Origin of the sequence: Bradyrhizobium valentinum, from assembly GCF_001440405.1 — a bacterium.
In the GTDB taxonomy this organism is placed as follows: domain Bacteria; phylum Pseudomonadota; class Alphaproteobacteria; order Rhizobiales; family Xanthobacteraceae; genus Bradyrhizobium; species Bradyrhizobium valentinum.
Genome location: NZ_LLXX01000226.1, coordinates 17473 through 41064 on the forward strand (window position 1 = coordinate 17473; position 23592 = coordinate 41064).

A 23592-nucleotide genomic window follows, 5' to 3' on the forward strand; every position below is an offset into this window, starting at 1 on the left:
TGACTGATACGAGCGGGTTCCCCATGTGCCCCGCCGTGCCTATAATGCGCGCGACCCGCGAGGAGAGACCGATGCCAAACGACGTCAGAGACCTGCCGGCCAGCAATGACGGCCTGTACCGCTTCCTCGGCGGCTCGCCGCTGTCGGTGGCGTTCCGGTTGATCCTGCTGTCGATCCTGGTCGGCGTGGTGCTGGCCGCGATCGGCTTCGATCCCTGGAATATCCTGCACAGCATCCAGACCCTGTTCCGGCGGCTGTGGGACCTCGGCTTCGACGCGGTCAACTGGCTGTGGCGCTACTTCCTGCTCGGTGCCGTGATCGTGGTCCCGATCTGGCTGCTGTCGCGGCTGTTCGGCGCCCCGCGCGGGCGATAGATTCAACTCGTAAAGGCCGCAGCCGATGCAATTGCGATTTGTCGGCTGCGGCGACGCACTCGGTTCCGGCGGCAGGTTCAACACCTGCTTCCACGTCACCGGCGCACGCGTCAATTTCCTGATCGACTGCGGCGCGTCGTCGCTGCCGGCGCTGAAGCGTCTCGGCATCGCGCGCGACGGCATCGACCTGATCCTGATCACGCATTTCCACGGCGACCATTTTGGCGGCCTTCCGTTCCTGCTGCTGGATGCGCAGTTCACGCGGCGCTCCCGTCCGCTGGTGATCGCTGGTCCACAGGGCATCGAGACGAAGCTCGCCAACCTGATGGAAGCGCTGTTCGAGCACTCCTCCAAAGCCAAACAACGCTTCGATCTATCCGTCGTCGCACTCGAACCGGAGCAGAGCCGGACTTTTGGCGAAGTCAAGGTGACGCCCTATCCTGTCGTCCACGGCGAATCCGGCGGGCCGTTCCTGGCTTATCGGGTCGAGGCCGAGGGCCGAGTCATCACCTACAGCGCCGACACCGAATGGACTGATGCGCTGATCCCGGCGGCGCGCGGCGCGGACCTGTTCGTTGCGGAAGCGTATTACTACGACAAGACCGTCAAGAACCATCTCAGCCTGAAGACGCTGGAAGCGCACCTGGGCGAAATCAACGCCAAGCGGCTGGTGCTGACGCATATGAGCGACGACATGCTCGGACGGCTGAGCGAACTGATCTACACGGCTGCCCATGACGGCATGGTCGTCGAGCTCTAGGCATGCATTCGCCTAATCCTGCTTCTGGGGTCACGACGGCACAGGTGTTTGCCATCGCGGGTCCCGCGATGGTCGCGAACCTGACCACGCCGCTGATCGGCATCGTCTCGACCACGGCGATCGGCCGGCTCGGCGACGCCACGCTGCTCGGCGGCGTGGCGATGGCCTCGGTGCTGTTCGACTGCATGTTCTGGCTGTTCGGCTTCCTGCGCATGAGCACGGTCGCCTTCACCGCACAGTCGCTCGGCGCCGGTGAAACCATCGAATTACGTGCGATCCTGATCCGCGGCTTCCTGGTCGCGGCCCTGATCGGCACGGCGCTCATTGCGCTGCAGGTTCCGCTCGCCACCATCCTGCTGGGTGCGATGGGCGGCAGCGAGGGCGTCACGCACGCGGCAAAAACCTACTTCACGATCCGGATCTGGTCGGCGCCACTTGCGCTCGCCAATTATGTCGTCCTCGGCTGGCTGATCGGACAGGCGCGCGCCACACTGGCGCTGACGACCCAGGTTGCGATCAACGTCACCAACATGATCGCGACGGTGCTGCTGGTACTGGTATTCGACCTCGGCATCGCCGGCGCCGCGATCGCAGCCGTGATCGCGGAGGCGACCGGCGTCCTGCTCGGTATTTTGATCGCGCGGCATCTGTCCCGTGGGCAATCGGCCATCTCGCCTGCGACGCTGTTCGACCGCACAAAACTGATGCGGATGCTGACAGTCAATCGTGACATCCTGATTCGTACCGCAGCGCTGATTGCAGCCTTCCTGTTCTTCATCGCGCAAGGAGCCCGCGCCGGCGACGTGACGCTCGCGGCCAATGCGGTCTTGAACAATTTTCTGATGATCAGCGGCTTCTTCCTCGATGGCCTCGCCAACGCCGCCGAACAGCTTTGCGGCCGCGCCTATGGCGCCCGCGACAAGCGCGCCTTCTCCGGAGCCGTCAAGCTGGTCGTGATCTGGGGCTTTGGCTTCGCCTTTGCAGTCGCCGCAAGCTTCGCGCTGTTCGGGCCTGCGCTGATCGACGTGCTGACCGCGAGCGCGGACGTGCGGCGCATCGCGCGCGACTATCTGCCGTTCGTCATCTTCGCGCCGCTGCTCGGCGTGTTCGCCTTTGCCTATGACGGGATCTATATCGGCGCCACCTGGGCGCGCGACATGCGTAATCTGATGGTGCTGTCGCTATTGATCTTCCTTGCCGCGTGGTTCGCGCTGCGATCGTTCGGCAACGCCGGACTGTGGGGCGCGTTTCTGGTGCACTATGCCGCCCGCGGCGGATTGCAGGCGTTGTGGTATCCGGCGCTGTTGAGGAAGTCGTTTGCGGCCTGACGGGCTTGCTTCTCCCTCGCCCCGCTCTTGCGGGGAGAGGGTCGGGGTGAGGGGCTGTCTCCGCGAATTCGATAGAGCTGAGTATGCGGAGGCTCCCCTCACCCGGATTGCTTCGCAATCCGACCTCTCCCCGCGAAGAGCGGGGCGAGGTGACTTCAAACGCGCTCGCGCGCGAAAAGCTACACCACCGGCCAGTCCTCGGCGGTGATCGTCGCAGCATCCGCGCCGACGATCTCCGACAGCGAGTCGCGCCCGGTGCGCAGCAACGTCGAGGCAAGATCGTTCTTGATGTCGTCCACCAGCCCGAGGCCCTTGTAGACCAGCGACGAATAGAGCTGGATCAGGCTGGCACCGGCGCGGATTTTCGTCAGCGCGGCGCCGCCGGAATCGATGCCGCCGACGCCGATCAATGGAAACGCACCTTCGGTGCGGACATAAGTCTCGGCCACCATGCGCGTCGACAGCCGAAACAGCGGCCGCCCCGACAATCCGCCCTGCTCTTTCGCTCTCGCCTGTTCGCGCAACGTCGCGGGACGCGCCAGCGTGGTATTGGCGACGATCATGCCGTCGACCCCGCGCGAGCGCGCGATGTGCACGACGTCGTCGAGCTCGGCCAAACTCAGGTCCGGCGCGATCTTGAGCAGCACCGGTGAATCGCCGGCATTCCTGCGCACCCGCTCGCGCGCATCGATCACCTTGGCGAGGAGTTCATCGAGCGCCGCCGCTTGCTGCAGATTGCGCAGGCCGGGCGTGTTCGGCGAGGAGACGTTGACGGTGAAATAGCTCGCAACCGGCGCAAACGTCTCGATCAGCTTGACATAATCTGCGACGCGGTCGGGCGAATCCTTGTTGGCCCCGACATTGACGCCGACGATGCCGCCATGGTGGGCGCGCGCCGCAAGCCGGCGCAGCGCAGCTTCGGCGCCGTCATTGTTGAAGCCCATGCGGTTGATCACGGCTTCATCCCGCTCGAGGCGAAACAGCCGTGGCCGTGGATTGCCGCCCTGCGGCTTCGGCGTCACGGTGCCGATTTCGACAAAGCCGAACCCGAGCCTGAGCAGCGCGTCGGGCACCTCCGCGCTCTTGTCGAAGCCCGCGGCCATGCCGATCGGATTGGGAAAATTCAAGCCGAAGGCGCGCACCGCCAGCTTGTGGTCGTCGGCCCGCGGCCTGACCGGCGGCAGCAGCCGCAGGCCCTGGATCGCCATGCGATGCGCGTCTTCCGGATCGAACCAGCGCAGCAGCGGCAGCGAAAAGGCGTCGAAGGCGCGGATCACGGGGTGAGCTCCGGAATATCGTGAGAGCCATCGGACCGCGCCCGCATGTCGAGGATCGCGGTTACCGCGCCGAGATCAAGCTCGCCGTAGAGATGCGGGAACAGTTCGTCGTTGCGCGAAGGCTCCCAGCGCAACGCATCGCCGAGCGCCTCCGCGTCGACCGCGACCAGGAACAAGCCGGTCTGGCCGAAATAATGCTTTCGCGCCGTCTCGGCGACCTGGGACGCCGTGGAGAAATGAATGAAGCCGTCGCGCAGATCGTCTGCACTGCCGCGATAGACGCCCTGCCGCTCGGCCTCGCGCCAGGCCGAGGCGGAAGTGATTTTATAAATGGTCGGCACGGCGTTCCGGCTTGTCGCTTGAGTCTCTTGGGATTTTCCCGGAAATGGCCGGGGTGGCCGCCGACCGTAAAGGCGGCAGGCCGCTAACTCAAGCGCCGCTGCGGCAGGGCGCAGCGCCTGTTCGGTTCTGATTCGATCAGAACCGGGGCGCCAATCTCTTGTTTTGACGCGTTTTCTTCACGCGAACCGCTATCCGCTTCGCTGGAAAACGCTACGCAAGATTTGCGCTGGCCGACTGGATGAGGCAATAATTCCTAGACCGATTCAGGGCTTTCGATGGCGAGACATTCCAAGGCGCACCGAATTCTGACCCATAACCAGGTCTGGACCGCGCTCGACCGGTTGGCCGAACGCGCCGGCATGTCGCCCTCGGGCCTCGCCAAGCGTGCCGGCCTCGACCCCACCACCTTCAACAAATCCAAGCGCATCACCGGTGACGGCCGCGAGCGCTGGCCGTCGACCGAATCGGTATCCAAGGCGCTGGCAGCCACCAATTCGTCGATCGACACTTTCGTGCAGTTGATCGGCGATGGCGCGCGCGGCCTGCAATCGGTGCCGTTGCTCGCCCTGGCGCAAGCCGGCAGCGGCGGCTATTTCGACGAGAGCGGCTTTCCCTCCGGCCGTGGCTGGGACGAGGTGGCGCTGCCGTCGGCCAGCGACGAGCATGCCTACGCGCTCGAGATCTCGGGCGATTCGATGAAGCCGACCTATCGCGACGGCGACATCATCGTGGTGTCGCCGGGCACGGCGATCCGGCGCGGCGACCGGGTGGTGCTCAAGACGTCAGGCGGCGAAGTGATGGTCAAGGAATTGAAGCGCCGGACCACCAAGACGCTGGAATTGCAGTCGCTCAACCCGGCCCATGCCGATCGTACGCTGGACGCCGACGACGTCGCCTGGATCGCAAGGATCGTGTGGGCGAGCCAGTAGGATTGCCGCGCCATGACGGACGTGCTGAGCGACCTGCTGCAACATTCCCTTCGCATCGTGTTGTGCGGAACCGCCGCGGGGACGACGTCCGCCGCCGAGCGGGCCTACTACGCGCACCGGCAAAACAAGTTCTGGAAGATCCTGCACGAGACGCGGCTGACGCCGGAGCCGCTGCGACCGCATCAATATCGCAGCCTGCTGCACCATGGCATCGGCCTGACTGATCTCGTGAAAGCGGGTGCGGGAATGGACCGCGCCACGCTTCCCAAACTGACGGCGGCGGATCGCGCCCGGCTGAGCAATGCAATTGCAACATTTCGTCCGCAATTCCTCGCATTCACCAGCAAGACGGCCGGACAGAAATTCTTCGACGGCAAGCGGGACTATGGCGAGCAGTGTGATCTGATCGGCGATACCAGGGTGTGGATCTTGCCGTCGACCTCGGGCGCGGCCAATGGAAGCTGGCGCCCGGAAATCTGGCACCGGTTTGCGGATGAGGTCAGAGCGGCGGTTGGCTGACCATGCAGATCGTGAGGCCCGAGCCAGTAGTTACCGTCGTCCCTGCGAACGCAGGGACCCATAACCACAAATGTTAGTGGCGAAGGACGACGTCTCTCCGCCTGCCCTTTCCGCGGGCCGCGGCGTATGGGTCCCTGCTTTCGCAGGGACGACGCAAAGACTGCGCCGCGAAAAAAACTACGTCGCGTAGTCGGGCTCCTTGCGGTCCAGCATCCGCTTCAGCGCATCAAAATGCCGCTGGGCCGGGGTCGGGCCTTTGTAGAGATGCTCGTCCTTGTAATCGCGCTTGGTTTTCTCCACCACAGGCGCAGGAAGCTGCTTCAGCTTCTGCCCGGTCCACATCGCGTAGATCTGCACCTGGGCGGCACGCTCGACGTAGTACAGCATGTCATAGGCTTCCGCGACGGTGGCGCCGACGGTGGAGATGCCGTGATTGGCCATGAAAAGCACAGTCTTGTCGCCGATGACCTTTGCAAGCCGCGCGCCTTCGGCGGGATCGAGCGCCGGGCCGGTATATTCGTCGTCATAGGCGATGGCGCCTGACAGCCCGACCTCGGTCTGGCCGATCTCTTTGATGCGGGGGTCTTCGAGCCGCGTCAGCGCGCTGGCATGCGGCATGTGGGTGTGAAACACCGCCTTCGCCTGCGGCAGCGCCTTGTGGATCGGCGCGTGGATGCAATAGCAGGAGCGCTCGACCTCGCCTTCACCGCGTTTAACCTCACCGTCGTCGATGCCGACTTCCATGAAGCAGGACGCCGTGACCTCGGACCAATGCGTACCGAACGGGATCTGGTAATAGCGATCGCTCTTGCCCGGCACGACGAAGGTCAGATGGTTGAAGATGCCTTCGGAAAATCCCTGGATGAAGGCCAACCGGTGCGCGGCGGCGAGATCGACCCGCGCCTGCCATTCCTCGGCGCTGTACTCGCTGAGCGTCTTCGGCGAAACCCTGAACTGCATGAGCTTTCTCCCTAATGCGCTTATTTGCTGGCCCCTCGGTGGAGGCTTTGACGGCTGTTATGCGCAGTAGTGCAGCGCAATCCGGCGCTGCCATGGCTGAAATTGCGGCGGACCTGCCATCCCGGTTTGCGGGGTAGACGGACTGGTCGAGCCGCCGCTACGTGCTGCAGCCGAGTTGGGAAAAAAGCCCTTGTCGTCCCTGCGAACGCAGGGACCCATACCGCGTGATCTACCGATAGGGCAGAGTGGCAAACGCCTTCTCACGACAACTGCATTCGGTGGTTATGGGTCCCTGCGTTCGCAGGGACGACGAAGAGGCCTACGCACTCCGCGCCAGCGCGCCGTCGATCATGGCGATCGCGTTGGTCACGCCGTAGACTGCGACAAACGAGCCGAAGCGCGGGCCCTTCTCCTGGCCGAGCAGCACCTGGTAGAGCATGTTGAACCAGTCGAGCGAGACGCCGGGCCGGCCGTCCTTGCCCTTTTTCACCTGATCCAAAAACGGCTCGCGGCGGCCGATCTCGTAGACCACGTTCTGGATGTCTTCCGCAGATGATCCGGCCGGCAATTGCGACAGCGCATCGCGCAGATCCTGCAGCGCGGCGCGCTCGTTGTCCGTCGGTTCACGGAACTGCTTCGTCGGCGCCACGAAGTCGCGGTAGTAGTTGATGGCGTAGCCGACCATCGCATCCAGCTTCGGATGCGTCTGCGGCGTCACGCCGGGACGGTAGCGGCCGATGAAGCCCCACAACGTTTCGGCGTTCTCCGCGTTCGAGGACGACACCAGCGTCAGCAAGAGCTGGAAGGTGACGGGCATGTCGGCCTTCGGCGGCTTGCCGGAATGAATGTGCCAGACCGGATTGGCGAGCTGCTGCTTGGGATCCTGCCGCGTAAACCCGTCGAGGAATTGCTGGTAGTCGTCGACATTGCGCGGGATCACGTCGAAATACAGCCGCTTCGCTGCCTTCGGCTCGCGGTACATGAACAGCGACAGCGATTCCGGCGAGGCATAGCGCAGCCATTCGTCGATGGTCAGGCCGTTGCCCTTCGACTTCGAAATCTTCTGGCCCTTCTCGTCGAGGAACAGCTCGTAATTAAAGCCGTCCGGCGGCGTGCCGCCGAGCGCCGCGCAGATCTTGCCGGACAGCTTGACCGAGTCGATCAAGTCCTTGCCGGCCATTTCGTAATCGACGCCGAGCGCGAACCAGCGCATCGCCCAGTCCGGCTTCCATTGCAGCTTGCAATGCCCGCCGGTCACAGGGAGCGTGACGCGCTCCTTCGTTTCCGGATCGTCGTAGGAGACCGTTCCGGCCTTCACATCATGCTCGACGATCGGCACATAGAGCACCATGCCCGTGCGCGGGCAGATGGGGAGGAACGGCGAATAGGTCGCAGCACGTTCTTCGCGCAGGCTCGGCAACATGATCTTCATGACGGCGTCGAGCCGTTCCAGCATGCGCAGTAACGCGGCGTCGAACCGACCGGAGGTGTAGTAGTCGGTCGAAGAGGCGAACTCGTAGTCGAAGCCGAATGTATCGAGGAACGCTCGCAGCCGCGCATTGTTGTGCGCGCCGAACGACGGATACTCATTGGAGAACGGATCGGGTATCCGCGACAGCGGCTTGCCGAGATGCGACGCCAGCATCTCCTTGTTCGGCACGTTGTCCGGTACCTTGCGCAGGCCGTCCATGTCGTCGGAGAAGGCGAGCAGGCGCGTCTTGATCTTGTCCTCGGTGAGCACGCGGAAGGCATGGCGCACCATGGTGGTGCGCGCGACCTCGCCGAAGGTGCCGATATGCGGCAGCCCCGACGGACCGTAGCCGGTTTCGAACAGCACCTCGTCCTTCGGGTTTTTCTTCAGCCGCGCGACAATGGCCTTGGCCTGCTCGAACGGCCAGGCGTTGGATTGTTCGGCGAGCGCACGCAGATCGCTCGGGCTAAAGGCAACGTCGATGGCGGACATTTATTAAGGCTCTCTCCGGAAGCCGCGGAAACTAGCGCTTCCGAGGCAAAATGCAAAATGACGGCAAAGCCGTCATTCCGGGGCGATGCGCAGCATCGAACCCGGAATCTCGAGATTCCGGGTCTGGTCCTTCGGACCATCCCGGAATGACGCCGTCTCAAAACGGGCTGACGGAAAAATACCGCAGCCACAGATCGGTGAAGCGGCCTTTCTCCCAAAGCCGGAACAGCGCCCAGTTCAGCGACGTCCGTAGCAGATCGTTGCCCTTGCGGACGGCGATGCCGATGCCCTCACCGAAATAGCGGCTCTCGACAAAGGGCCCGCCCGAGAAGGCGCAGCATTCGGCCGAATCGGTGCCGTTGATCCAGAACGCCAGCGAGATCGCGTCGCCGAAGATGAAATCGACCTCGCTCCGCCGCAAAGCGAGCCGCAGCGCATCGTCGTTCGGATAGGACTTGATCTCGGCGTCGGTGAACATCGCCTTCAGATAGGCCTCGTGCGAGGTACCGCCGATGACCCCGACCTTCTTGCCCTCGAGATATTCGGGGCGGATCTCCGGCATCACGGCGTCGCGCCGGGACACGAAACGGGCCGGCGCGCGGTAATAGGGATCGGTGAAATCGAGCCGGGCGCGCAACGCCGGCGTCACCGCCATGGAGGCGATGATGGCGTCGCCACGGTTGCTGGTGATGGCGTCGACCAGCGTCTCGAACCGGCGCATCTGGACGGTGCAGGAAATCTTGATCTCGTCGCACAGCGCACGCGCCAGATCGACATTGAAGCCCGCGGGATTGCCGTCAGGACCAGTGAAGTTGAACGGCGGGTAATCAGTCTCGGTCAGGAACCGGATCACGGTCAGGCGCGACATGTCCGGCCGGTCCGGGCGCCGCCGCGGGTCCCAGAAGCCGGGCACCGCCTGCGGGGCTGCCTCGACCGCCGGGCGGGGCTGGGTTTGCGCCTGCGCCGCAGCACTGCTGACAGCCGTCAGCGCTGACACGATCGACAACCCGACCAGCCCCGCGCGGACGGCGCGATGCAGTCTTGCATTGGTTAACGGAGCGGTAAGATATGGCATCGTCTGCAATATGTTACGGAATTCACGGCCTTATAGACCATCCGGCCTGCGATGCGAGGGCCGTTTTCGGCTTTTGACCCCTCGGGCAACCGCTCAGAGGTAGCGCTTCAAATCCTTCGCGGCTTCCTCAGGGCTCCGTTTCAGGTTGAAAGGCGCTACGAAATTGCCGTTGCGATCCATCAGATAGATCAGCGCGGTATGGTCCATGGTGTAGTCGCCGTCCTTGAGCGGGACTTTGCGGGCATAGACCCTGTAGGCCGAAAGCACCTTGGCCACCGCCGCGGGCTCGCCAGTCAGCCCTTTCAAATGCGGATCGAAACTGGAGAGATAGTCCTTCATCGCGCCCGCCGTGTCGCGCTCGGGATCGACCGAAACGAACCAGGCGTTGACGCGGTCGGCGTCCTTGCCCATCGCCTTCAGCACTTCCGAAATCTCGAACAGCGCGGTCGGGCAGACGTCGGGGCAATGGGTGAAGCCGAAGAAGATCAGCGTCGGCTTGCCCTTCAAATTCTGCTCGGTGACGGTCCGGCCGGCCTGGTCGGTCAGTTGAAACGGCCCGCCGATCGCCGCCGGCGCCGTAACGGTGCGCAAGCCTCCGAGCGCCCACAGCATGATCAGGAGCCCGACCAGCAGACTGCCGGCAAAAGCCGCAATGATCACCAGCGGGCGAATGGTCCGGTCCATCGTGGAATTCCTTTTTGCCCGATCAGAAGCAGGCCGAGATGCCGGCGGCGATCATTTCGAAGAACACGGCGGTGCCGTAATGGAACCACAATGCGGCCGCGCCGAGCACGACCAGCGCACTGATGCCGGCGGCGCCCCAGGCAATCATCGAGGCCACCCTGCCCTGCGGCCGGGCGGCCGCCATGATGCCCTGTCGGGTGGAGATCGGCTGAACCATGGGGTTGAGATAGGGCGAGTTCCCCGGGCAGGCAAGCGGAATGGCCGGGCGGCAGATCACGTCATGCGGAGGGGAAGGCTTGGCGAGAGCGGGGCCATTATCCTTCGAGACGCGGCGAAGACGCCGCTCCTCAGGGTTTGACCGACGTCCTCATGGTGAGGAGCGCGCACCGCCGCGCGTCTCGAACCATGAATTTGGGAAGGTCAGTTCGCTAGGCTTAACGCGACGCCGGCTTGTTGCTGGAGGCCTGCGCATCGAGATAGCAGGGCCTATACATTGCCTGCAGCTGCTTGCCGCGCAGGAAGATCATGCGCTGGGTCAGGCCGCCGCGCGCAGCGATCCACTTCCGCACCGCAGGCGGATACATCGAATACAGCATCTGGGTCGCCTCGGCGTTCATGATGGCGCGGCCATTGGCGCCGAAATCCCAGGCGGCGTGGAAGCCGAGATTGGCGTGCGAGGTAACGCAGATCCGGTCATGGGGAACTGCGCCTAGAACGATGGTGCAGGCCGAGGCGCAAAGGCCATCGATGATGACGGTTTCGCCCGAGGAGCGCAGGCCTTGATACCTGTCGACATAGGTGCCGATCCGGCCGCCGCGATCATCGGCTATCCGCACCACCGCTTGGCTCGCGCCTACCCCCGCCAGCAGCAGCACCGCGGCAAGCAACCCCGTCAGCAGCTTCATATCCCTGCCCCAGTCGAAAAATGTCGAAACCGAATCTGATCGTCTCAGTGATGCAAGACAGGACGTAGCGTCGTTTGAGATCGTGATTTTGTCTAGGCAACCACAGCACGTCAAAACAAATTCAAATTAAGTGTTGCTTGGCCGCTGCACCCTCCGCGCGCAAAGGTCCCAAACTGGAACAAACGACTCTTGCCGAGGTGGCGAAGCAGTCACAGCCAAGAACCCAATAGCCGTTGACCGCGCGCGAGGACGCGGGCTTGAATCAAAAATGGCACGGGGAGGAAATGATGGCTGACAACGCAGACGTAATTGTGGTCGGCGGCGGACTGGCAGGTCTGGTCGCGGCGACGGAGATCGCGGACGCCGGCAAGCGCGTCATCGTCGTCGACCAGGAAGGCGAGCAAAGCCTTGGCGGACAAGCCTTTTGGTCGTTCGGCGGACTCTTCCTGGTGGACTCTCCCGAACAGCGCCGGCTCGGCATTAAGGATTCCTACGATCTCGCACTGCAAGACTGGATGGGTACCGCGGGCTTCGACCGCGACGACGACCATTGGCCGAAGCGATGGGCGGAAGCCTATGTCGCGTTTGCCGCCGGCGAAAAGCGCGACTGGCTGCGCGCGATGGGCCACCGTATTTTTCCGGTGGTCGGCTGGGCCGAGCGCGGCGGCTATGACGCGATGGGCCACGGCAATTCGGTGCCGCGCTTTCACGTCACATGGGGCACCGGTCCGGGCCTGGTCGAGCCGTTCGAGCGGCGCGCACGCGAGGCGGAGAAGAGCGGACGGTTAATGTTCAAGTTCCGCCACCGCGTCGACACACTTGTGATGACAGGCAGCGCGGTCGGGGGCGTCAGCGGTTCGGTGCTCGAGCCCGATCCCGTGGAGCGCGGCAAAAGCTCGTCGCGCAAGGTGATCGGCGATTTCAGCTTTCGCGCACCGGCGGTGATCGTTGCCTCCGGCGGTATCGGCGGCAATCACGACCTGGTCCGGCAGAACTGGCCGAAGCGCCTGGGCGAGCCGCCGAAATTCATGATCTCCGGCGTGCCCGAACATGTCGACGGGCGCATGATCGGCATCACGGAAGCCGCGGGCGCGCGGCTGATCAACCGCGACCGGATGTGGCACTACGTCGAAGGCATCCGAAACTGGAATCCGATCTGGCCGCGCCACGGCATTCGCATCCTGCCCGGCCCGTCCTCGATGTGGTTCGACGCTACGGGCAAGCGCCTGCCGGCGCCGCTGTTCCCGGGCTCCGACACGCTCGGCCAACTGCACTACATCATGGGCACCGGCCATGATTATTCCTGGTTCATCCTGACCCAGAGCATCATCAAGAAGGAGTTTGCGCTCTCCGGCTCCGAGCAAAACCCCGACCTCACGGGCAAGAGCTGGCGCATGACGATCAAGCGCGCCACCAACAAGGGCGCGCCGGCGCCGGTGGAAGCGTTCAAGCAGAACGGCGCCGACTTCATCGTGCGCGACAATCTCGCCGACCTCGTCAGCGCGATGAACGCGCTCGCCGGTAGCGACCTGCTCAAGCATGATCACATCAAGGCGCAGATCGAGGCGCGCGACCGCGAGATCACCAACCCCTACGTCAAGGACGCGCAGGTGATGAACCTGCACAATGCGCGGCGCTACATCGGCGACAGGCTGATCCGCACCGCCAAACCGCACCGGATTCTCGATCCCGAACACGGCCCGCTGATCGCGGTCAAGCTCAACATCCTGACCCGCAAGACGCTGGGCGGCTTCGAGACCGATCTTGACTCGCGCGCGTTCGGCAATGACGGCCAGATCATCAGGGGGCTTTACGCCGCGGGCGAAGCCGCCGGCTTCGGCGGTGGCGGCGTGCACGGCTACCGTTCGCTGGAAGGTACCTTCCTCGGCGGCTGCCTGTTCTCGGGGAGGAATGCAGGACGCGCGGCGGCGAAGGCGGCAGGGTGAAACGCCTTCTCGTCAAGCCCGGGTGCGGCAAGGTTCGATGCAAATAACGCAGTAGCCCTTGAGGCGTGAGCGCGCTAAGAAACCGCGGCCCCCTATCAGGAGAACAATATGACCATCCAGCGCTTCGAAACCGGACCTCGCATGAGCCAGGTCGTCGTCCACGGCGACACCGTCTATCTCGCGGGCGTCGTCGCCGGCAAGGCAGCCGGCAAGAGCGTGACCGAGCAGACGCAGGACATCCTTTCGATCATCGACGGCCATCTTGCCAAGGCAGGCACCGACAAGTCGAAGCTGCTGTCGGCCACGATCTACATCACCGATATGAAGACGTTTCCCGAAATGAACGCGGTGTGGGACGGCTGGGTGTCGGCGGGTAACACGCCGGCACGCGCCACCGTCGAGGCGAAGCTGGCGGCGCCGCAGTACAATGTCGAGATCATGGTGGTCGCGGCGAAGTAAGGCCATTACCGCAAACGTTTCGTTGCGCCGGATTGCACGCGCAATCCGGGGCGTTTTCATTTGCATCTCACGCGCTGATTTTGGCGCCGGCGACATCGCCGAGATCGGCCTGAAGCCATCGGGCGATCCGGCGCCAGGAATGGCTCAAGACCTTACGCCCCATGAAAAGGCTGAGGTGACCGCACGGCTCGCAGGCCCGCTCCAGCCGCGCCGGTGGCGTGCCCAGCAGCGCTGCAGTCGCGAACGCCTGATCGCGCGGGACGACGATGTCATCATCGCCGGCCAGCAGGAAGACCGGCACGCGCACCTCGCCGAGATCGATTCGGCGGCCGAGCGCGACAAAGCGGCCTCTAGCGATCAGGTTCTGCCGGAAAACCTGCTCGGTCACTTCGAGATAATAGGTCCCCGGCAGATCCAGCGTCGCGCGGTCCCAGCGCTCGAAACGATCCAGCAGCACGCAGGCCTCGTCCGATCCCTCGCCGAGATTCCTTTGCAGCGTTGCTTCCACGTCATGCTGGTTGAACGGAATGTTCCAGAACCGCAGCATATGCTCGCCGCTCACGATGCCCTCGCCCTGGCGCACCATCTGCTCGAAAGCTTGCCGCGGAAGTGCAGCCACCATCTTCGAGAGTTCGGAGGGCGTCGAGATATCGACAGGGGCGCCGGCAAGCACGAGCCGCCGCACCTTGCCGGGAAAGCGCGCGGCATAGACCAGCGACAGCCATCCGCCCTGACACAGACCGACAAGATCGACCGGCGCGCCGATCTCATCGATCGCCACATTGAGCTCGGCAAGATAATTGTCGATCGACAGGTTGCGCATGTCCGCCGTCGCCGAGCACCAGTCCGGGACATAGATGCGGTTCATGCCGTCTCGCTGCAGCGCCTCGACAAGACTATGGCCAGGCGCGAAATCCGCAACCAGCGCCCCGTGCAACGCGTAGGGCGCGCAAACAAGAACAGGCTGTTGCTTCGAATTTCCGCGCGAAAACTCCCGCAATCGCATCGACTGAAGTTGCAGCACTACGGTGTTCGGCGTGGTCCAGGCGAGCGGCTTTTGTTCCGATGCGGGGGAAGGCGCAGGCTTCTGATCTGCGAACCATTGCGCGTAGCTGTCGAGCGCCAGTCGCGCGGCTTCCAGCGGCCACAGCCACACCTGCTGCGCCCAGTCGGCGCCCGCGTTCTGCTTCGGCGTCTTGGTTTCTTCTGCCACCGATCGATCGCCCCACAATGAGGAGGACGGCAAGAGCCCGAGCTTTGACGTTTTCCCTAGGAACCGACGAGGTCGGGATCATGCTTTTACGCCAAATCCGGCGCATGCCCTAGCCCGATCATTGGTCCGTGGATGCGATCCGGACAATCCTTGACCTCAGAGGTAATCGATTGGCGCTCGCGGATATCAGATAGTCGGTCAACCGATCAATCCGGCCTAACCATAAGGAGATCACCATGACCGACGTTCACAGCATTGCCCGCAACTATATCGCCCTATGGAACGAGCGCGCCCCAACCCGCCGCCGCGAGATGCTGGCAGCGAATTGGACGACGGACGCGAAATACGTCGATCCCCTGATGAGCGGCGACGGCCATGACGGCGTGGACGCGCTCGTCGCCGGCGTGCAGCAGCGTTTTCCGGATTTCAGGTTCAAGCTGATCGGCGAGCCCAACGGTTTCGGCGACCACGTTCGCTTCTCCTGGGGGCTCGGCCCCGATGGCGGCGACAGCTCGATCAAGGGAACGGATTTTGCCGTGCTCAGCAACGGGCGCATCCGCAGCATCACCGGGTTCCTCGACCAGGTGCCGAAGGCGTAGCAGCTCTTGGATCCTCATGGTGGAGGCGCCAACGGGTCCGCGCGTAGCGCGGCCCGATGACAGGCTCCGCGCCGTCTCGAAACCATGTGGCCCGGCTGGTGCCAATCATCCTTCGAGACGCGCGAAGACGCGCTCCTCAGGATGAGGTCTGGCAGTGTGGGGTGGGCGGGGCACGCATAACCCACCCCGATTTATTTCGGGAACCTGTTGGCCCTTGCCGCATCCAATCCCAATACCCTGTTATTGGTGGAGCCATCATGCGCCAGGCCCAGATACCGCATATAGCGCCCCTCGACACCGGCGACGCCGAACTGGTGCGCCGCGCGCTCGCCCGTGACGAAGCCGCGGTTCGCGCCATCATGCGGGCGAACAACCGCCGGCTCTACCGGCTCGCCCGCGGCATCCTGCGCAACGACAGCGAGGCCGAGGATGTGGTGCAGGAGGCCTACGTCCGCGCCTTCACGCATCTGGAGAGCTTTCGCGGCGATTCCAGCCTTTCGACCTGGCTGTCGCGGATCGCCATGAACGAGGCGCTCGGCCGGCTGCGTCGTCAGCGGCCCGCCGTCGACCTCGACTCGTTGCCGCAGGGCGCGCTCGAAGCGGAGATCATCCCGTTCCCTCTCGCCGTGTCAGACGATCCGGAAAAATCCATGGCCCAGCGTGAAATTCAAGCCGTCGTCGAGCATGCCATCGACGAGCTGCCGGAGGCGTTTCGTCTCGTCTTCATCACCCGCGTGATCGAGGGGATGAACGTGGAAGAGACCGCCGGGATTCTCTCGCTCAAGCCGGAGACGGTGAAGAGCCGGCTGCACCGCGCCCGCTCCATGCTGCGCGACAACGTCGAGAGGAAAATCGGCCCCGTGGTCATGGAAGCCTTTCCCTTTGCCGGCAAGCGCTGCGAACGGCTGACGGACGCCGTATTGAAGCGGCTGGGGTTCTGAGGCAGCGGGGCTCGATCCTTCGAGACGCATCGCTTTCGCGATGCTCCTCAGGATGAGGTCTGAGACCCTCATGGTGAGGAGCGCGGCACAGCCGCGCGTCTCGAACCACGAGGCCCGGAAGCTGATCTTTTTTCGGAACCTCTGCGCATTCCCACCATCCAACTCCTGTGCATCAACAACGCGCGGCTTGCCGCGCCACAGGAGTGTCAGACATGTTCGTTCGATTGAGCGCGGCGATCGCCGCATTGAGCATCCTAGGCAGCGCCGCGCTGGCGCAGGGCGCAAAACCCACCGACCCGCAGATCGCGCATATCGCCTACACCGCAGGGGTCATCGACATAACCGCCGCCAAGCAGGCGATCGAGAAAGCCGGCAACAAGGACGTCAAGGCGTTCGCGCGGGACATGGTGCGCGACCATGAGGCCGTGAACAAGCAGGCGCTCGACCTCGTCAAGAAGCTGAACGTGACGCCGGAGGACAACGACACCAGCAAGACGCTGTCGAAGCAGGCGGCCGATAAGCTCGCCGAACTCGCCAAGCTGAAAGGCGCCGAATACGACAAGGCCTATGTCGCCAACGAGGTCGCCTACCACAAGGCCGTCAACGGCGCGCTTGAGACGCAGTTGATTCCGTCGGCCAGCAATGCCGAGCTGAAGAGCCTGCTGCAAACCGGCCTGAAGATCTTCCAGGGCCACCAGCAGCATGCCGAACAGGTCGCAGCCAAGCTGAAGTAAGGAGCCCGCCATGCGCCCGGGACGCTATCTGCCTGTCATGGCCGCCCTGCTGTTCGGCGCGATAGAAGTCCCGGCACATGCGGCGACGATTCAAATCACGACGACCGATCTGGTCTTCGCGCCGGCCGAGGTCTCGGTCAAGGTCGGCGACACCATCGAATGGATCAACAAGGACGTGTTCGTGCACACCGCGACCGCACACAACGGCGATTTCGACGTGATGATGCCGGCGAAGAAGACGGTGACGTCGGTCCTGACGAAGGCCGGTACCGTCGAGTATTATTGCCGGTACCATCCCAACATGAAGGCGGTGCTGACGATCGCGCCGTAGCGCGTCCGCTTTTGCGATAGCGGCGGCTCAGGCCGCCCGCACTGAACTCAGGAACTTGCCGACCTCGCGCTTGAGCCGGTCGCTTTCGCCGGACAGCGACTTTGCCGCGCTCAGCACCTGAGCCGACGCGGACCCGGTCTCGCTGGCGCCGCGCTGCACGTCGGTAATGTTGGAGGAGACCTGCTGCGTGCCGTGCGCGGCCTGCTGCACGTTGCGCGAAATTTCCTGGGTCGCCGCGCCCTGCTCCTCGACCGCGGCTGCGATGGTGGAGGCGATCTCCGACATCCGTCCGATGGTGTCGCCAATCTCCTTGATGGCCGCGACTGATTCCTGTGTTGCCGCCTGGATACCCGATATTTGCTGGCTGATCTCGCCGGTTGCTTTCGCGGTCTGTTCGGCCAGCGCCTTGACTTCGGACGCCACCACGGCAAAACCGCGCCCCGATTCGCCAGCCCGCGCCGCCTCGATGGTGGCATTGAGGGCCAGCAGATTGGTCTGGCCGGCGATGGTGTTGATCAACTCCACGACGTCGCCGATTCGGGCGGCGGCCTTCGCGAGTTCGGCGACGCGGTCGTTGGTCTTCTGCGCCTGCTCCACCGCTTCACCGGCGATCCGCGCCGAGCCCTGGACCTGACGGCTGATCTCGTTGACCGAGGAAGCCATCTCTTCGGTGGCGGATGCGACCGATTGCACATTGGTGGAGGCTTCCTCAGACGCCGCCGCGACCATGGTGGTCAGCTCTTCCGAACGTTCGGCGGTCGCCGTCAGCGTGCCGGCGGAGGCCTCCAGTTCAGTCGAGGCGGACGACACGATGTCGACGATCTGGCCGATCATCGCTTCGAAGTCGCTTGTGATCCGGTCGACGCGCTGGCCGCGCCGGATCTTTGCATCGGCTTCCACTGCGGCGGCCTCGTCGGCGGCCTTTTTGGCGATCAGGGCATCCTTGAAGACCTGCAGCGAACCCGCCATGGCGCCGATTTCGTCGGCGCGATCGATGGTCGGAATCGTGACGTCATGCCGGCCGGCGGCGAGTTCGCCAACGGCGCCGGTTAGCGTTGCGAGCGGCGTGATCACGCGCCGACGCAGCATCATGGTGACGCCGGCGAGCACGGCGAGCAGCGCCGCGACGGCAAGGCCGGCCAGCGCCAGCATCGTTAGCGCCCCATCGCGCGCTGCGCCCGCGCGTTCGGCGGCTTCCGCCAACGCGGCATCGCGCACGGCGAAGAAGGCCTGCACCGCCGGCACGATCGTCGTGGCGAGTTCATTGGCGCCGATCCCGTATTGGCCGTCGTTGCGTCCGGCGGCCATCACTTTTTCAAGCCACGGCGCGGCTTTTCCGAAATACGCCTCGATCGCATCGTGCATCGCTTTCGCAAGACGCGGCGGACTGCCTATCTGATCCACACCGGCCTCGATCCGTTCGCGGTCGAGATCGACGCGGCCCTGGGCGCGGTCCATGGTGGATATTTCAGCCGCCGTCACTGGTCGGCGGGTACTGATCGCAAGCGATACCGTAGCAGCCCGGCCGCCGGCCGAGATCCGCAAATCCTGCGACGTGCGGGCGACATTCAACAGCGCCGTCAACGACGCGTCCGCCATCGCGACCTGATTTTCAAGCCGGTTCAACAGCGGTTCGAGAATGGCCACGGTCTGTGCAATGCCCGGCAGGAAGCCTTTGATATCAGCCTGATCTCGCGCACTCATCGGCAGCGCCATCGCGCGATCGCTCGCTGTGCGAACCTCGGCCAGTTTGGCGGCCGCCTGGTTGAGGCCCTGGACGATCGCCGCGCCATCGCTGAGTGCGCCGACGGCGGTCCGCGCCTTGGCGAACGCTGCATCTGCCGTCTGCACCGCCTTCGCCGCCACATCGAGCTGGGCCTGCGTCGCGGCGCCTTCCTGAAACAGCGGGCCGACATAAGGCGCCCGGTAGCCCGCGACCTGCTGGCCAACCGCCAGCACGGAGCCGTAGGCCTCCACCGCCTTGATCGCCTCGGTCTTTCCGGCATAGGTCCGGTACTGCGGGATAAGGACCCCGGCGCCAAGAATGACCGCCAGGAGCGTCACCGAAAGCATCGATACCGCAAAGAGTCGACCGATCCGCATTTTGTGATTCCGCTGCGTGAGGGAGCGGTCAACGTAGGCGGAACTCGGCTAAGGCAGCCTTAATGCAGGCTTCAATGCGGGCCGGTAGAACTACGGGGCTGCACGCGACTCTGGGCCGTCACGACCGCAGCGCCATCACCAACCGCACCGCGACCGCCGCCTGCCAGACCGGATAGAGGAATGAGATCTGGTCGAGGCCGAGCGCATTGTCGAGCGCCAGCAGCGTGCCGGCGAGCGTGCCCGTGATCAGCATCGGCCACCACGCCGCGGCGATGCGCGGCCCTGCCGGCAGCAGGCCGATTCCCAGCGCCATCACGGCGGTGCCGACCAGGCCGCCGGTCAATCCGGCGAGGAGATAGCGCATGACCGTGGCCGCGCCCGCGGTCTGCCCCTCGATAAAGATGGCCGCATTCACCGCGCAGACGAACGCGATCATAGTGACGATGGCGGCAAGCATGGCTGCCCAAAGCGGATTGGCGCTGAAGCGCCGCGCCAGAATGAAGACGAGCACGGCGAACGGCACCGCGATCAGCGAAATGCGAAGCTGGCCGGGACCGCCGATCTGGTCGATCAGCGCCGGCAACAGTGGGGTGAGAATGCCGGAGATGACGCCGCCGGCGGCGATCATCAGCAGGTTGTTGCGGGAGGTGCCGGCGGAGGTGATCGCCTGCGTCAACGCTCACTCCTTTTTTTTCGATATGCCCTACGCCTAGCACGGCAAGGACCGAGATTGAAGGCAACGCAAGTGAGGCGGGCAGACTGCAAATAAAAGCCGCGCCAACCCGAAGGCTGACGCGGCGATGGCCGTTCTGTTGCCAGGTGGACCAACCCCGAACAGGTTACGCCGCGAGGCGCACTTCGTTCAATGCAACGTTATCGTTTGCATTTAGGTTTTTGACCCGATAACGGCGGTATCATGCCGAGCACAATTCAGAGCTTCTTTGCGACCATCGATCCTGGTTCGCCCCCGCCTTAGCAGCCCTGGGATTCGGCCTTTCGGCAGAATCGATCTCACCGAGATGAGACCTTTAAGCTCAAGCTGCTAAGGTGGAGGCGCCGGGTACTGCCCCCGGGTCTGCCCGCAGTCCACTCTAAGGTTCAGCGCCATCGTCTTGCGACGAGGCGACCCTACGCGTGATCGCTCGCGAAAGATAGGCTTCTGTTGCCCGTAATCGACGGGTCGAGCTGGCGACAGGTCTAAGGCATCACAATCCACCCTTCGGCACGAAGAAGCAGAGCTCGTCCCCCGTGCGCTTGTTTATGAACAGCACGGGCAAATGATCTGGCGTGTCTTCAGACTTGATGATGTCGGGTGGGATAACTTTCCACTGGCCGTCTTTGAGGTATTGCCACTGGTCCGAATGGTCGTCTGCGACGCGGAAGCGTGTTTTGAACACATCGCCGTTGTCGCAACATGATTTCCATGGAACACCGAGCCGCTCCCGTGCGGCCGGGTTCATTTCCTGCGCATTGAACCACTCGTGGTGCTGCATCGACGCATCGTGAGCGTCAGCACGAAAAGACACCAGAAGAATACCGAACATCGTAAGTACGCGACCGAACGCTTTCATGGCAGCCTCCATTGTGGACTGACATCAATTCGCGAATCACACGAACTCCCGGCAATTAAGGAGGCCAGATCCCCAAAAAAATGGGAGCCTCTTTTCTGAGCGGCGAGCTCTTTAAGCAGGACTGTTGCTTTCCCGTTCGTGCGGGACGAAGTCGAAGGTCCTACCAATGCAGCGAAGAAGCTATCGGCGTTCTTTGTTGGCGCACCGGTTTACCGTCGCGCGATCTCTCAACCGTAGAAACACTGGGGGAAGCTGAAATGCGGACTGCGCTCATCGTCGCAATCATGCTTGAAACGCAGGCCCGGTGTCAGGCGCGGCAACAGCAGATACGTCTTCGGCATCCGCATCCCGGCGGGTGATGCGGCGCGGTTCCGCAACAGACAACAGTCGAGGCGACGAACCCGATGCAGGGCTAGGGATGCAGCATGGAATGGAGCGGGCGAAGGGAATCGAACCCTCGTATGCAGCTTGGGAAGCTGCCGTTCTACCATTGAACTACGCCCGCGGATCGCGCCCCATGATTAGCCGACATCGCGCGATCCGCCAAGCTGTTCCGTTACCCGTCCCGCCACACTGTTGGCTTCCACAAAATTCCAGATGCGCTCTCTCAAGCCGGTGCTATGATCTGTTCCGGGGCAGATTGGCGTATGACGGGGCGTGGCTATACCATTTTTGACACGGGGATCGGCCGCTGCGGCATCGCATGGGGCCCTTCAGGCATTATCGGCGTGCAGCTCCCTGAGGTCCGCGAGATCGACACGCGGCGGCGGCTGTTTCAGCTTTATCCGGATGCGCGCGAACTTCGCCCTCCCCCGAATGTCCTGGCCGCGATCGAGGGCATCGGCACGCTGCTGCGCGGGGCGACGTGCGATTTTGCCGACGTCACGCTGGATATGACCGGCATTCCCGCCTTCAACCAGCGCGTCTACGCCTTTACGCGCACGATCCCGCGCGGCGAGACCCGGACCTATGCGGAAATCGCCTCGGCCCTTCGCGCATCCGGCGCGACCTATTCGGTGGCGCAGGCGATCGCGCGCAATCCCTTCGTGATCATCGTACCCTGCCATCGCGTGCTCGAGGCGGGCAATTATGCCGACAAGATCTCAGCCCATGGCGGGGCGATCTCCAAGCGCCGGCTGCTCTCGATCGAGGGCACCAGCCCGACTTCCAGCAAGACGCTGTTCGATGTGCTGCTGCCGGTTGCACCGCCGCCGCGGCATCCCTAAATCTGCCCGATGAACGCGACCACGCTTCTCGAACGCAAGTCCATCTCCGTTTCCGATTTCCGCTGCACCGCGGGGCCCGGCGATAAGCCGTTTGCGGAGCAGCACAGCCGCTATTCGATCTCCTATGTGCGCAAGGGCAGTTTCGGCCTGCATTGCCGCGGCAAGTTCAGCGAACTGGTGGCGGGATCGGTGCTGATCGGCCATCCCGGCGACGAATATACCTGCACCCACGAGCACGTCTGCGGCGACGAGTGCCTGTCATTCTTCCTCGCCCCCGAACTGGTGGAAGCGATCAGCGACAGCAAGACGCCCTGGCAGATCGGCTCGGCGCCGCCGCTGCCGGAACTGGTGGTACTGGGCGAACTGGCGCAATCGGCAGCAGATGGCAGCAGCGATATCGGCCTCGACGAGATCGGTCAGGTGCTGGCGAGCCGTTTTATCGAGGTGGTCTCCGGCAAGCCGCGCAAATCCGGTCCCGACGCGGCGCGCGACCGCCGCCGCGCAGTCGAGACCGCGCTGTGGATCGACGCCCATTCGCACCAGGCGATCGGCCTCGAAGATGCTGCCGCGCAGGCCTGTATCAGCCCGTTCCACTTCCTGCGGCTGTTCTCGGAGGTGCTCGGCGTCACCCCGCATCAATATCTGGTGCGCTCGCGGCTGCGCCACGCGGCGCGACGGCTGGCCGACGACGACAGTCCGGTTACCGATATCGCCTACGATGTCGGCTTTGCCGACCTGTCCAATTTCGTGCGCACCTTCCATCGCGCCGCCGGCATCTCGCCGCTGAAGTTCCGCCAGGCATCGCGGGGCAAGCGCAAGATTTTCCAAGAACGGCTGGCCCTCAACTAGCTAGGCTTTCTCCGGGACGCGCGAGTTCGCGCGCTTCAACTGGAGAATATCATGTACGACCACATCGGATTACGTGTCGGCGACCTCGACGCCAGCGTGCGCTTCTATACGGCAGCGCTCGCGCCTCTCGGCTTCGTGCTGTGCTCGCGCGACGATTCCGGCGCGGGCTTTGGCCCCAAGGGCGCCCCTGCCCTCTGGCTGCACTTGCACAAGGGATCGCCGAATACCGGCGCGCATGTTGCGTTTCGCGCCAAGGATCATGCGGCGATCGAGAAATTCCACGCCGAGGGCCTGAAGGCCGGCGGCCGCGACAATGGCGGCGCCGGGCCGCGGACGGATTACAGCCCGACCTATTACGCGGCGTTCCTGATCGATCCCGATGGCAACAATGTCGAGGCGGTTTGTACGTGACGTGCCGCTCATAGCTGTCATTCCGGGGCGATGCAACGCATCGAACTATGGTGCGCAATTGCGCACCTGAGAATCTCGAGATTCCGGGTCTGG

Annotated in this window: 26 protein-coding genes, 1 tRNA gene and 1 other RNA gene; 14 read left to right on the plus strand and 14 right to left on the minus strand. The window is 63.7% G+C overall.

Features of this window, described 5'->3' with window-relative positions:
- Positions 1-71: 71 nt before the first annotated feature.
- From CP49_RS39275 to CP49_RS39285, 3 genes are read left to right on the plus strand one after another with little or no spacing between them, the layout of a single operon-like run.
- Positions 72-374, plus strand: a complete 303-nt coding sequence (locus CP49_RS39275) for a DUF6460 domain-containing protein (RefSeq protein ID WP_057855475.1) — start codon at positions 72-74, stop codon at positions 372-374.
- 25 nt (positions 375-399) lie between these two features.
- A complete protein-coding gene (locus CP49_RS39280; RefSeq protein ID WP_057855444.1) occupies positions 400-1134 on the plus strand; it encodes an MBL fold metallo-hydrolase in 735 nt (244 codons plus the stop codon).
- A gap of 2 nt (positions 1135-1136) precedes the next feature.
- Positions 1137-2462, plus strand: a complete 1326-nt coding sequence (locus CP49_RS39285; RefSeq protein WP_057855445.1) for an MATE family efflux transporter — start codon at positions 1137-1139, stop codon at positions 2460-2462.
- Positions 2463-2641: 179 nt separating this feature from the next.
- On the opposite strand, the gene CP49_RS39290 is transcribed toward CP49_RS39285, so the two are convergent.
- Entirely contained in the window at positions 2642-3739 is a 1098-nt protein-coding gene (locus tag CP49_RS39290; RefSeq protein WP_057855446.1) for a quinone-dependent dihydroorotate dehydrogenase, read from the minus strand.
- A complete protein-coding gene (locus CP49_RS39295; protein ID WP_057855447.1) occupies positions 3736-4080 on the minus strand; it encodes a DUF952 domain-containing protein in 345 nt (114 codons plus the stop codon). The genes CP49_RS39290 and CP49_RS39295 overlap by 4 nt, the downstream gene beginning before the upstream one ends.
- Positions 4081-4356: 276 nt before the next feature.
- Between CP49_RS39295 and CP49_RS39300 the strand changes: the two genes are divergently transcribed.
- Positions 4357-5010, plus strand: coding sequence for a S24 family peptidase (locus CP49_RS39300; protein WP_197423358.1), 654 nt, complete (start codon positions 4357-4359; stop codon positions 5008-5010).
- A 12-nt stretch (positions 5011-5022) separates the two neighbouring features.
- Positions 5023-5529, plus strand: coding sequence for a mismatch-specific DNA-glycosylase (locus CP49_RS39305; RefSeq protein WP_057855448.1), 507 nt, complete (start codon positions 5023-5025; stop codon positions 5527-5529).
- Between the two features lie 177 nt (positions 5530-5706).
- Here CP49_RS39305 and CP49_RS39310 read toward each other — a convergent pair whose 3' ends face one another.
- From CP49_RS39310 to CP49_RS39335, 6 genes are all read right to left on the minus strand, one after another.
- Complete coding sequence (locus CP49_RS39310) at positions 5707-6489, minus strand: class II aldolase/adducin family protein (protein WP_057855449.1); 783 nt, start codon at positions 6487-6489, stop codon at positions 5707-5709.
- Between the two features lie 319 nt (positions 6490-6808).
- On the minus strand, positions 6809-8452 hold the full coding sequence (locus CP49_RS39315; RefSeq protein ID WP_057855450.1) for a lysine--tRNA ligase: 1644 nt from the start codon (positions 8450-8452) through the stop codon (positions 6809-6811).
- A gap of 157 nt (positions 8453-8609) precedes the next feature.
- Positions 8610-9527 (minus strand): transporter substrate-binding domain-containing protein, encoded by a 918-nt coding sequence (locus CP49_RS39320; protein ID WP_057855451.1) that lies wholly within the window; start codon positions 9525-9527, stop codon positions 8610-8612.
- Positions 9528-9620: 93 nt separating this feature from the next.
- Positions 9621-10211 (minus strand): SCO family protein, encoded by a 591-nt coding sequence (locus CP49_RS39325; RefSeq protein WP_057855452.1) that lies wholly within the window; start codon positions 10209-10211, stop codon positions 9621-9623.
- Positions 10212-10233: 22 nt separating this feature from the next.
- The gene (locus CP49_RS39330) at positions 10234-10488 is read right to left on the minus strand and encodes a hypothetical protein (RefSeq protein WP_245311092.1); all 255 of its coding nucleotides are present in this window, start codon (positions 10486-10488) and stop codon (positions 10234-10236) included.
- Positions 10489-10645: 157 nt separating this feature from the next.
- Entirely contained in the window at positions 10646-11116 is a 471-nt protein-coding gene (locus CP49_RS39335; protein ID WP_057855454.1) for a hypothetical protein, read from the minus strand.
- A 287-nt stretch (positions 11117-11403) separates the two neighbouring features.
- Here CP49_RS39335 and CP49_RS39340 point away from each other — a divergent pair, with 287 nt between their 5' ends.
- Both CP49_RS39340 and CP49_RS39345 read left to right on the plus strand, forming a co-directional pair.
- Complete coding sequence (locus CP49_RS39340) at positions 11404-13062, plus strand: FAD-binding dehydrogenase (protein ID WP_057855477.1); 1659 nt, start codon at positions 11404-11406, stop codon at positions 13060-13062.
- Between the two features lie 108 nt (positions 13063-13170).
- On the plus strand, positions 13171-13521 hold the full coding sequence (locus CP49_RS39345; protein ID WP_057855455.1) for a RidA family protein: 351 nt from the start codon (positions 13171-13173) through the stop codon (positions 13519-13521).
- 67 nt (positions 13522-13588) lie between these two features.
- On the opposite strand, the gene CP49_RS39350 is transcribed toward CP49_RS39345, so the two are convergent.
- Entirely contained in the window at positions 13589-14734 is a 1146-nt protein-coding gene (locus CP49_RS39350) for an alpha/beta fold hydrolase (RefSeq protein ID WP_156438895.1), read from the minus strand.
- A 236-nt stretch (positions 14735-14970) separates the two neighbouring features.
- Between CP49_RS39350 and CP49_RS39355 the strand changes: the two genes are divergently transcribed.
- The 4 genes from CP49_RS39355 to CP49_RS39370 all read left to right on the plus strand — a co-directional run bounded on the left by CP49_RS39355 (position 14971) and on the right by CP49_RS39370 (position 17339).
- The gene (locus tag CP49_RS39355) at positions 14971-15333 is read left to right on the plus strand and encodes a nuclear transport factor 2 family protein (protein WP_057855456.1); all 363 of its coding nucleotides are present in this window, start codon (positions 14971-14973) and stop codon (positions 15331-15333) included.
- Positions 15334-15590: 257 nt separating this feature from the next.
- Positions 15591-16274 (plus strand): RNA polymerase sigma factor, encoded by a 684-nt coding sequence (locus tag CP49_RS39360; RefSeq protein ID WP_057855457.1) that lies wholly within the window; start codon positions 15591-15593, stop codon positions 16272-16274.
- Positions 16275-16486: 212 nt separating this feature from the next.
- Positions 16487-17008 carry a DUF4142 domain-containing protein gene (locus tag CP49_RS39365; protein WP_057855458.1) on the plus strand — a complete coding sequence of 174 codons (522 nt, stop codon included), beginning with the start codon at positions 16487-16489 and terminating at the stop codon, positions 17006-17008.
- 10 nt (positions 17009-17018) lie between these two features.
- Entirely contained in the window at positions 17019-17339 is a 321-nt protein-coding gene (locus CP49_RS39370; RefSeq protein WP_057855459.1) for a cupredoxin domain-containing protein, read from the plus strand.
- 27 nt (positions 17340-17366) lie between these two features.
- On the opposite strand, the gene CP49_RS39375 is transcribed toward CP49_RS39370, so the two are convergent.
- The 5 genes from CP49_RS39375 to CP49_RS39390 all read right to left on the minus strand — a co-directional run bounded on the left by CP49_RS39375 (position 17367) and on the right by CP49_RS39390 (position 21518).
- Complete coding sequence (locus CP49_RS39375; RefSeq protein ID WP_057855460.1) at positions 17367-19442, minus strand: methyl-accepting chemotaxis protein; 2076 nt, start codon at positions 19440-19442, stop codon at positions 17367-17369.
- 118 nt (positions 19443-19560) lie between these two features.
- Positions 19561-20118, minus strand: coding sequence for a hypothetical protein (locus tag CP49_RS39380; protein WP_057855461.1), 558 nt, complete (start codon positions 20116-20118; stop codon positions 19561-19563).
- Positions 20119-20238: 120 nt separating this feature from the next.
- Positions 20239-20600, minus strand: a transfer-messenger RNA (tmRNA) gene (ssrA, locus tag CP49_RS42070).
- A gap of 47 nt (positions 20601-20647) precedes the next feature.
- Complete coding sequence (locus CP49_RS39385; RefSeq protein WP_156438896.1) at positions 20648-21013, minus strand: hypothetical protein; 366 nt, start codon at positions 21011-21013, stop codon at positions 20648-20650.
- A 431-nt stretch (positions 21014-21444) separates the two neighbouring features.
- Positions 21445-21518: transfer RNA gene (locus CP49_RS39390), tRNA-Gly, on the minus strand.
- A 142-nt stretch (positions 21519-21660) separates the two neighbouring features.
- On the opposite strand from CP49_RS39390, the gene CP49_RS39395 reads away from it, so the two are divergent.
- Genes CP49_RS39395 through CP49_RS39405 form a run of 3 tightly spaced genes read left to right on the plus strand, consistent with a single transcriptional unit; the run spans position 21661 to position 23499 of the window.
- Positions 21661-22239, plus strand: a complete 579-nt coding sequence (locus CP49_RS39395) for a methylated-DNA--[protein]-cysteine S-methyltransferase (protein ID WP_057855463.1) — start codon at positions 21661-21663, stop codon at positions 22237-22239.
- A gap of 9 nt (positions 22240-22248) precedes the next feature.
- A complete protein-coding gene (locus CP49_RS39400; protein WP_057855464.1) occupies positions 22249-23088 on the plus strand; it encodes a helix-turn-helix transcriptional regulator in 840 nt (279 codons plus the stop codon).
- A gap of 51 nt (positions 23089-23139) precedes the next feature.
- The gene (locus tag CP49_RS39405; protein ID WP_057855465.1) at positions 23140-23499 is read left to right on the plus strand and encodes a VOC family protein; all 360 of its coding nucleotides are present in this window, start codon (positions 23140-23142) and stop codon (positions 23497-23499) included.
- The last annotated feature ends 93 nt before the right edge of the window (positions 23500-23592 follow it).

Bases quoted from the DNA above. Each gene is read 5' to 3' on its own strand.
- CP49_RS39275 (WP_057855475.1), top strand. From the start codon at position 72: ATGCCAAACGACGTCAGAGACCTGCCGGCCAGCAATGACGGCCTGTAC.
- CP49_RS39280 (WP_057855444.1), top strand. From the start codon at position 400: ATGCAATTGCGATTTGTCGGCTGCGGCGACGCACTCGGTTCCGGCGGC.
- CP49_RS39285 (WP_057855445.1), top strand. From the start codon at position 1,137: ATGCATTCGCCTAATCCTGCTTCTGGGGTCACGACGGCACAGGTGTTT.
- CP49_RS39300 (WP_197423358.1), top strand. From the start codon at position 4,357: ATGGCGAGACATTCCAAGGCGCACCGAATTCTGACCCATAACCAGGTC.
- CP49_RS39305 (WP_057855448.1), top strand. From the start codon at position 5,023: ATGACGGACGTGCTGAGCGACCTGCTGCAACATTCCCTTCGCATCGTG.
- CP49_RS39310 (WP_057855449.1), bottom strand. From the start codon at position 6,489: ATGCAGTTCAGGGTTTCGCCGAAGACGCTCAGCGAGTACAGCGCCGAG.
- CP49_RS39315 (WP_057855450.1), bottom strand. From the start codon at position 8,452: ATGTCCGCCATCGACGTTGCCTTTAGCCCGAGCGATCTGCGTGCGCTC.
- CP49_RS39320 (WP_057855451.1), bottom strand. From the start codon at position 9,527: ATGCCATATCTTACCGCTCCGTTAACCAATGCAAGACTGCATCGCGCC.
- CP49_RS39325 (WP_057855452.1), bottom strand. From the start codon at position 10,211: ATGGACCGGACCATTCGCCCGCTGGTGATCATTGCGGCTTTTGCCGGC.
- CP49_RS39335 (WP_057855454.1), bottom strand. From the start codon at position 11,116: ATGAAGCTGCTGACGGGGTTGCTTGCCGCGGTGCTGCTGCTGGCGGGG.
- CP49_RS39340 (WP_057855477.1), top strand. From the start codon at position 11,404: ATGGCTGACAACGCAGACGTAATTGTGGTCGGCGGCGGACTGGCAGGT.
- CP49_RS39345 (WP_057855455.1), top strand. From the start codon at position 13,171: ATGACCATCCAGCGCTTCGAAACCGGACCTCGCATGAGCCAGGTCGTC.
- CP49_RS39355 (WP_057855456.1), top strand. From the start codon at position 14,971: ATGACCGACGTTCACAGCATTGCCCGCAACTATATCGCCCTATGGAAC.
- CP49_RS39360 (WP_057855457.1), top strand. From the start codon at position 15,591: ATGCGCCAGGCCCAGATACCGCATATAGCGCCCCTCGACACCGGCGAC.
- CP49_RS39365 (WP_057855458.1), top strand. From the start codon at position 16,487: ATGTTCGTTCGATTGAGCGCGGCGATCGCCGCATTGAGCATCCTAGGC.
- CP49_RS39370 (WP_057855459.1), top strand. From the start codon at position 17,019: ATGCGCCCGGGACGCTATCTGCCTGTCATGGCCGCCCTGCTGTTCGGC.
- CP49_RS39375 (WP_057855460.1), bottom strand. From the start codon at position 19,442: ATGCGGATCGGTCGACTCTTTGCGGTATCGATGCTTTCGGTGACGCTC.
- CP49_RS39385 (WP_156438896.1), bottom strand. From the start codon at position 21,013: ATGAAAGCGTTCGGTCGCGTACTTACGATGTTCGGTATTCTTCTGGTG.
- CP49_RS39395 (WP_057855463.1), top strand. From the start codon at position 21,661: ATGACGGGGCGTGGCTATACCATTTTTGACACGGGGATCGGCCGCTGC.
- CP49_RS39400 (WP_057855464.1), top strand. From the start codon at position 22,249: ATGAACGCGACCACGCTTCTCGAACGCAAGTCCATCTCCGTTTCCGAT.
- CP49_RS39405 (WP_057855465.1), top strand. From the start codon at position 23,140: ATGTACGACCACATCGGATTACGTGTCGGCGACCTCGACGCCAGCGTG.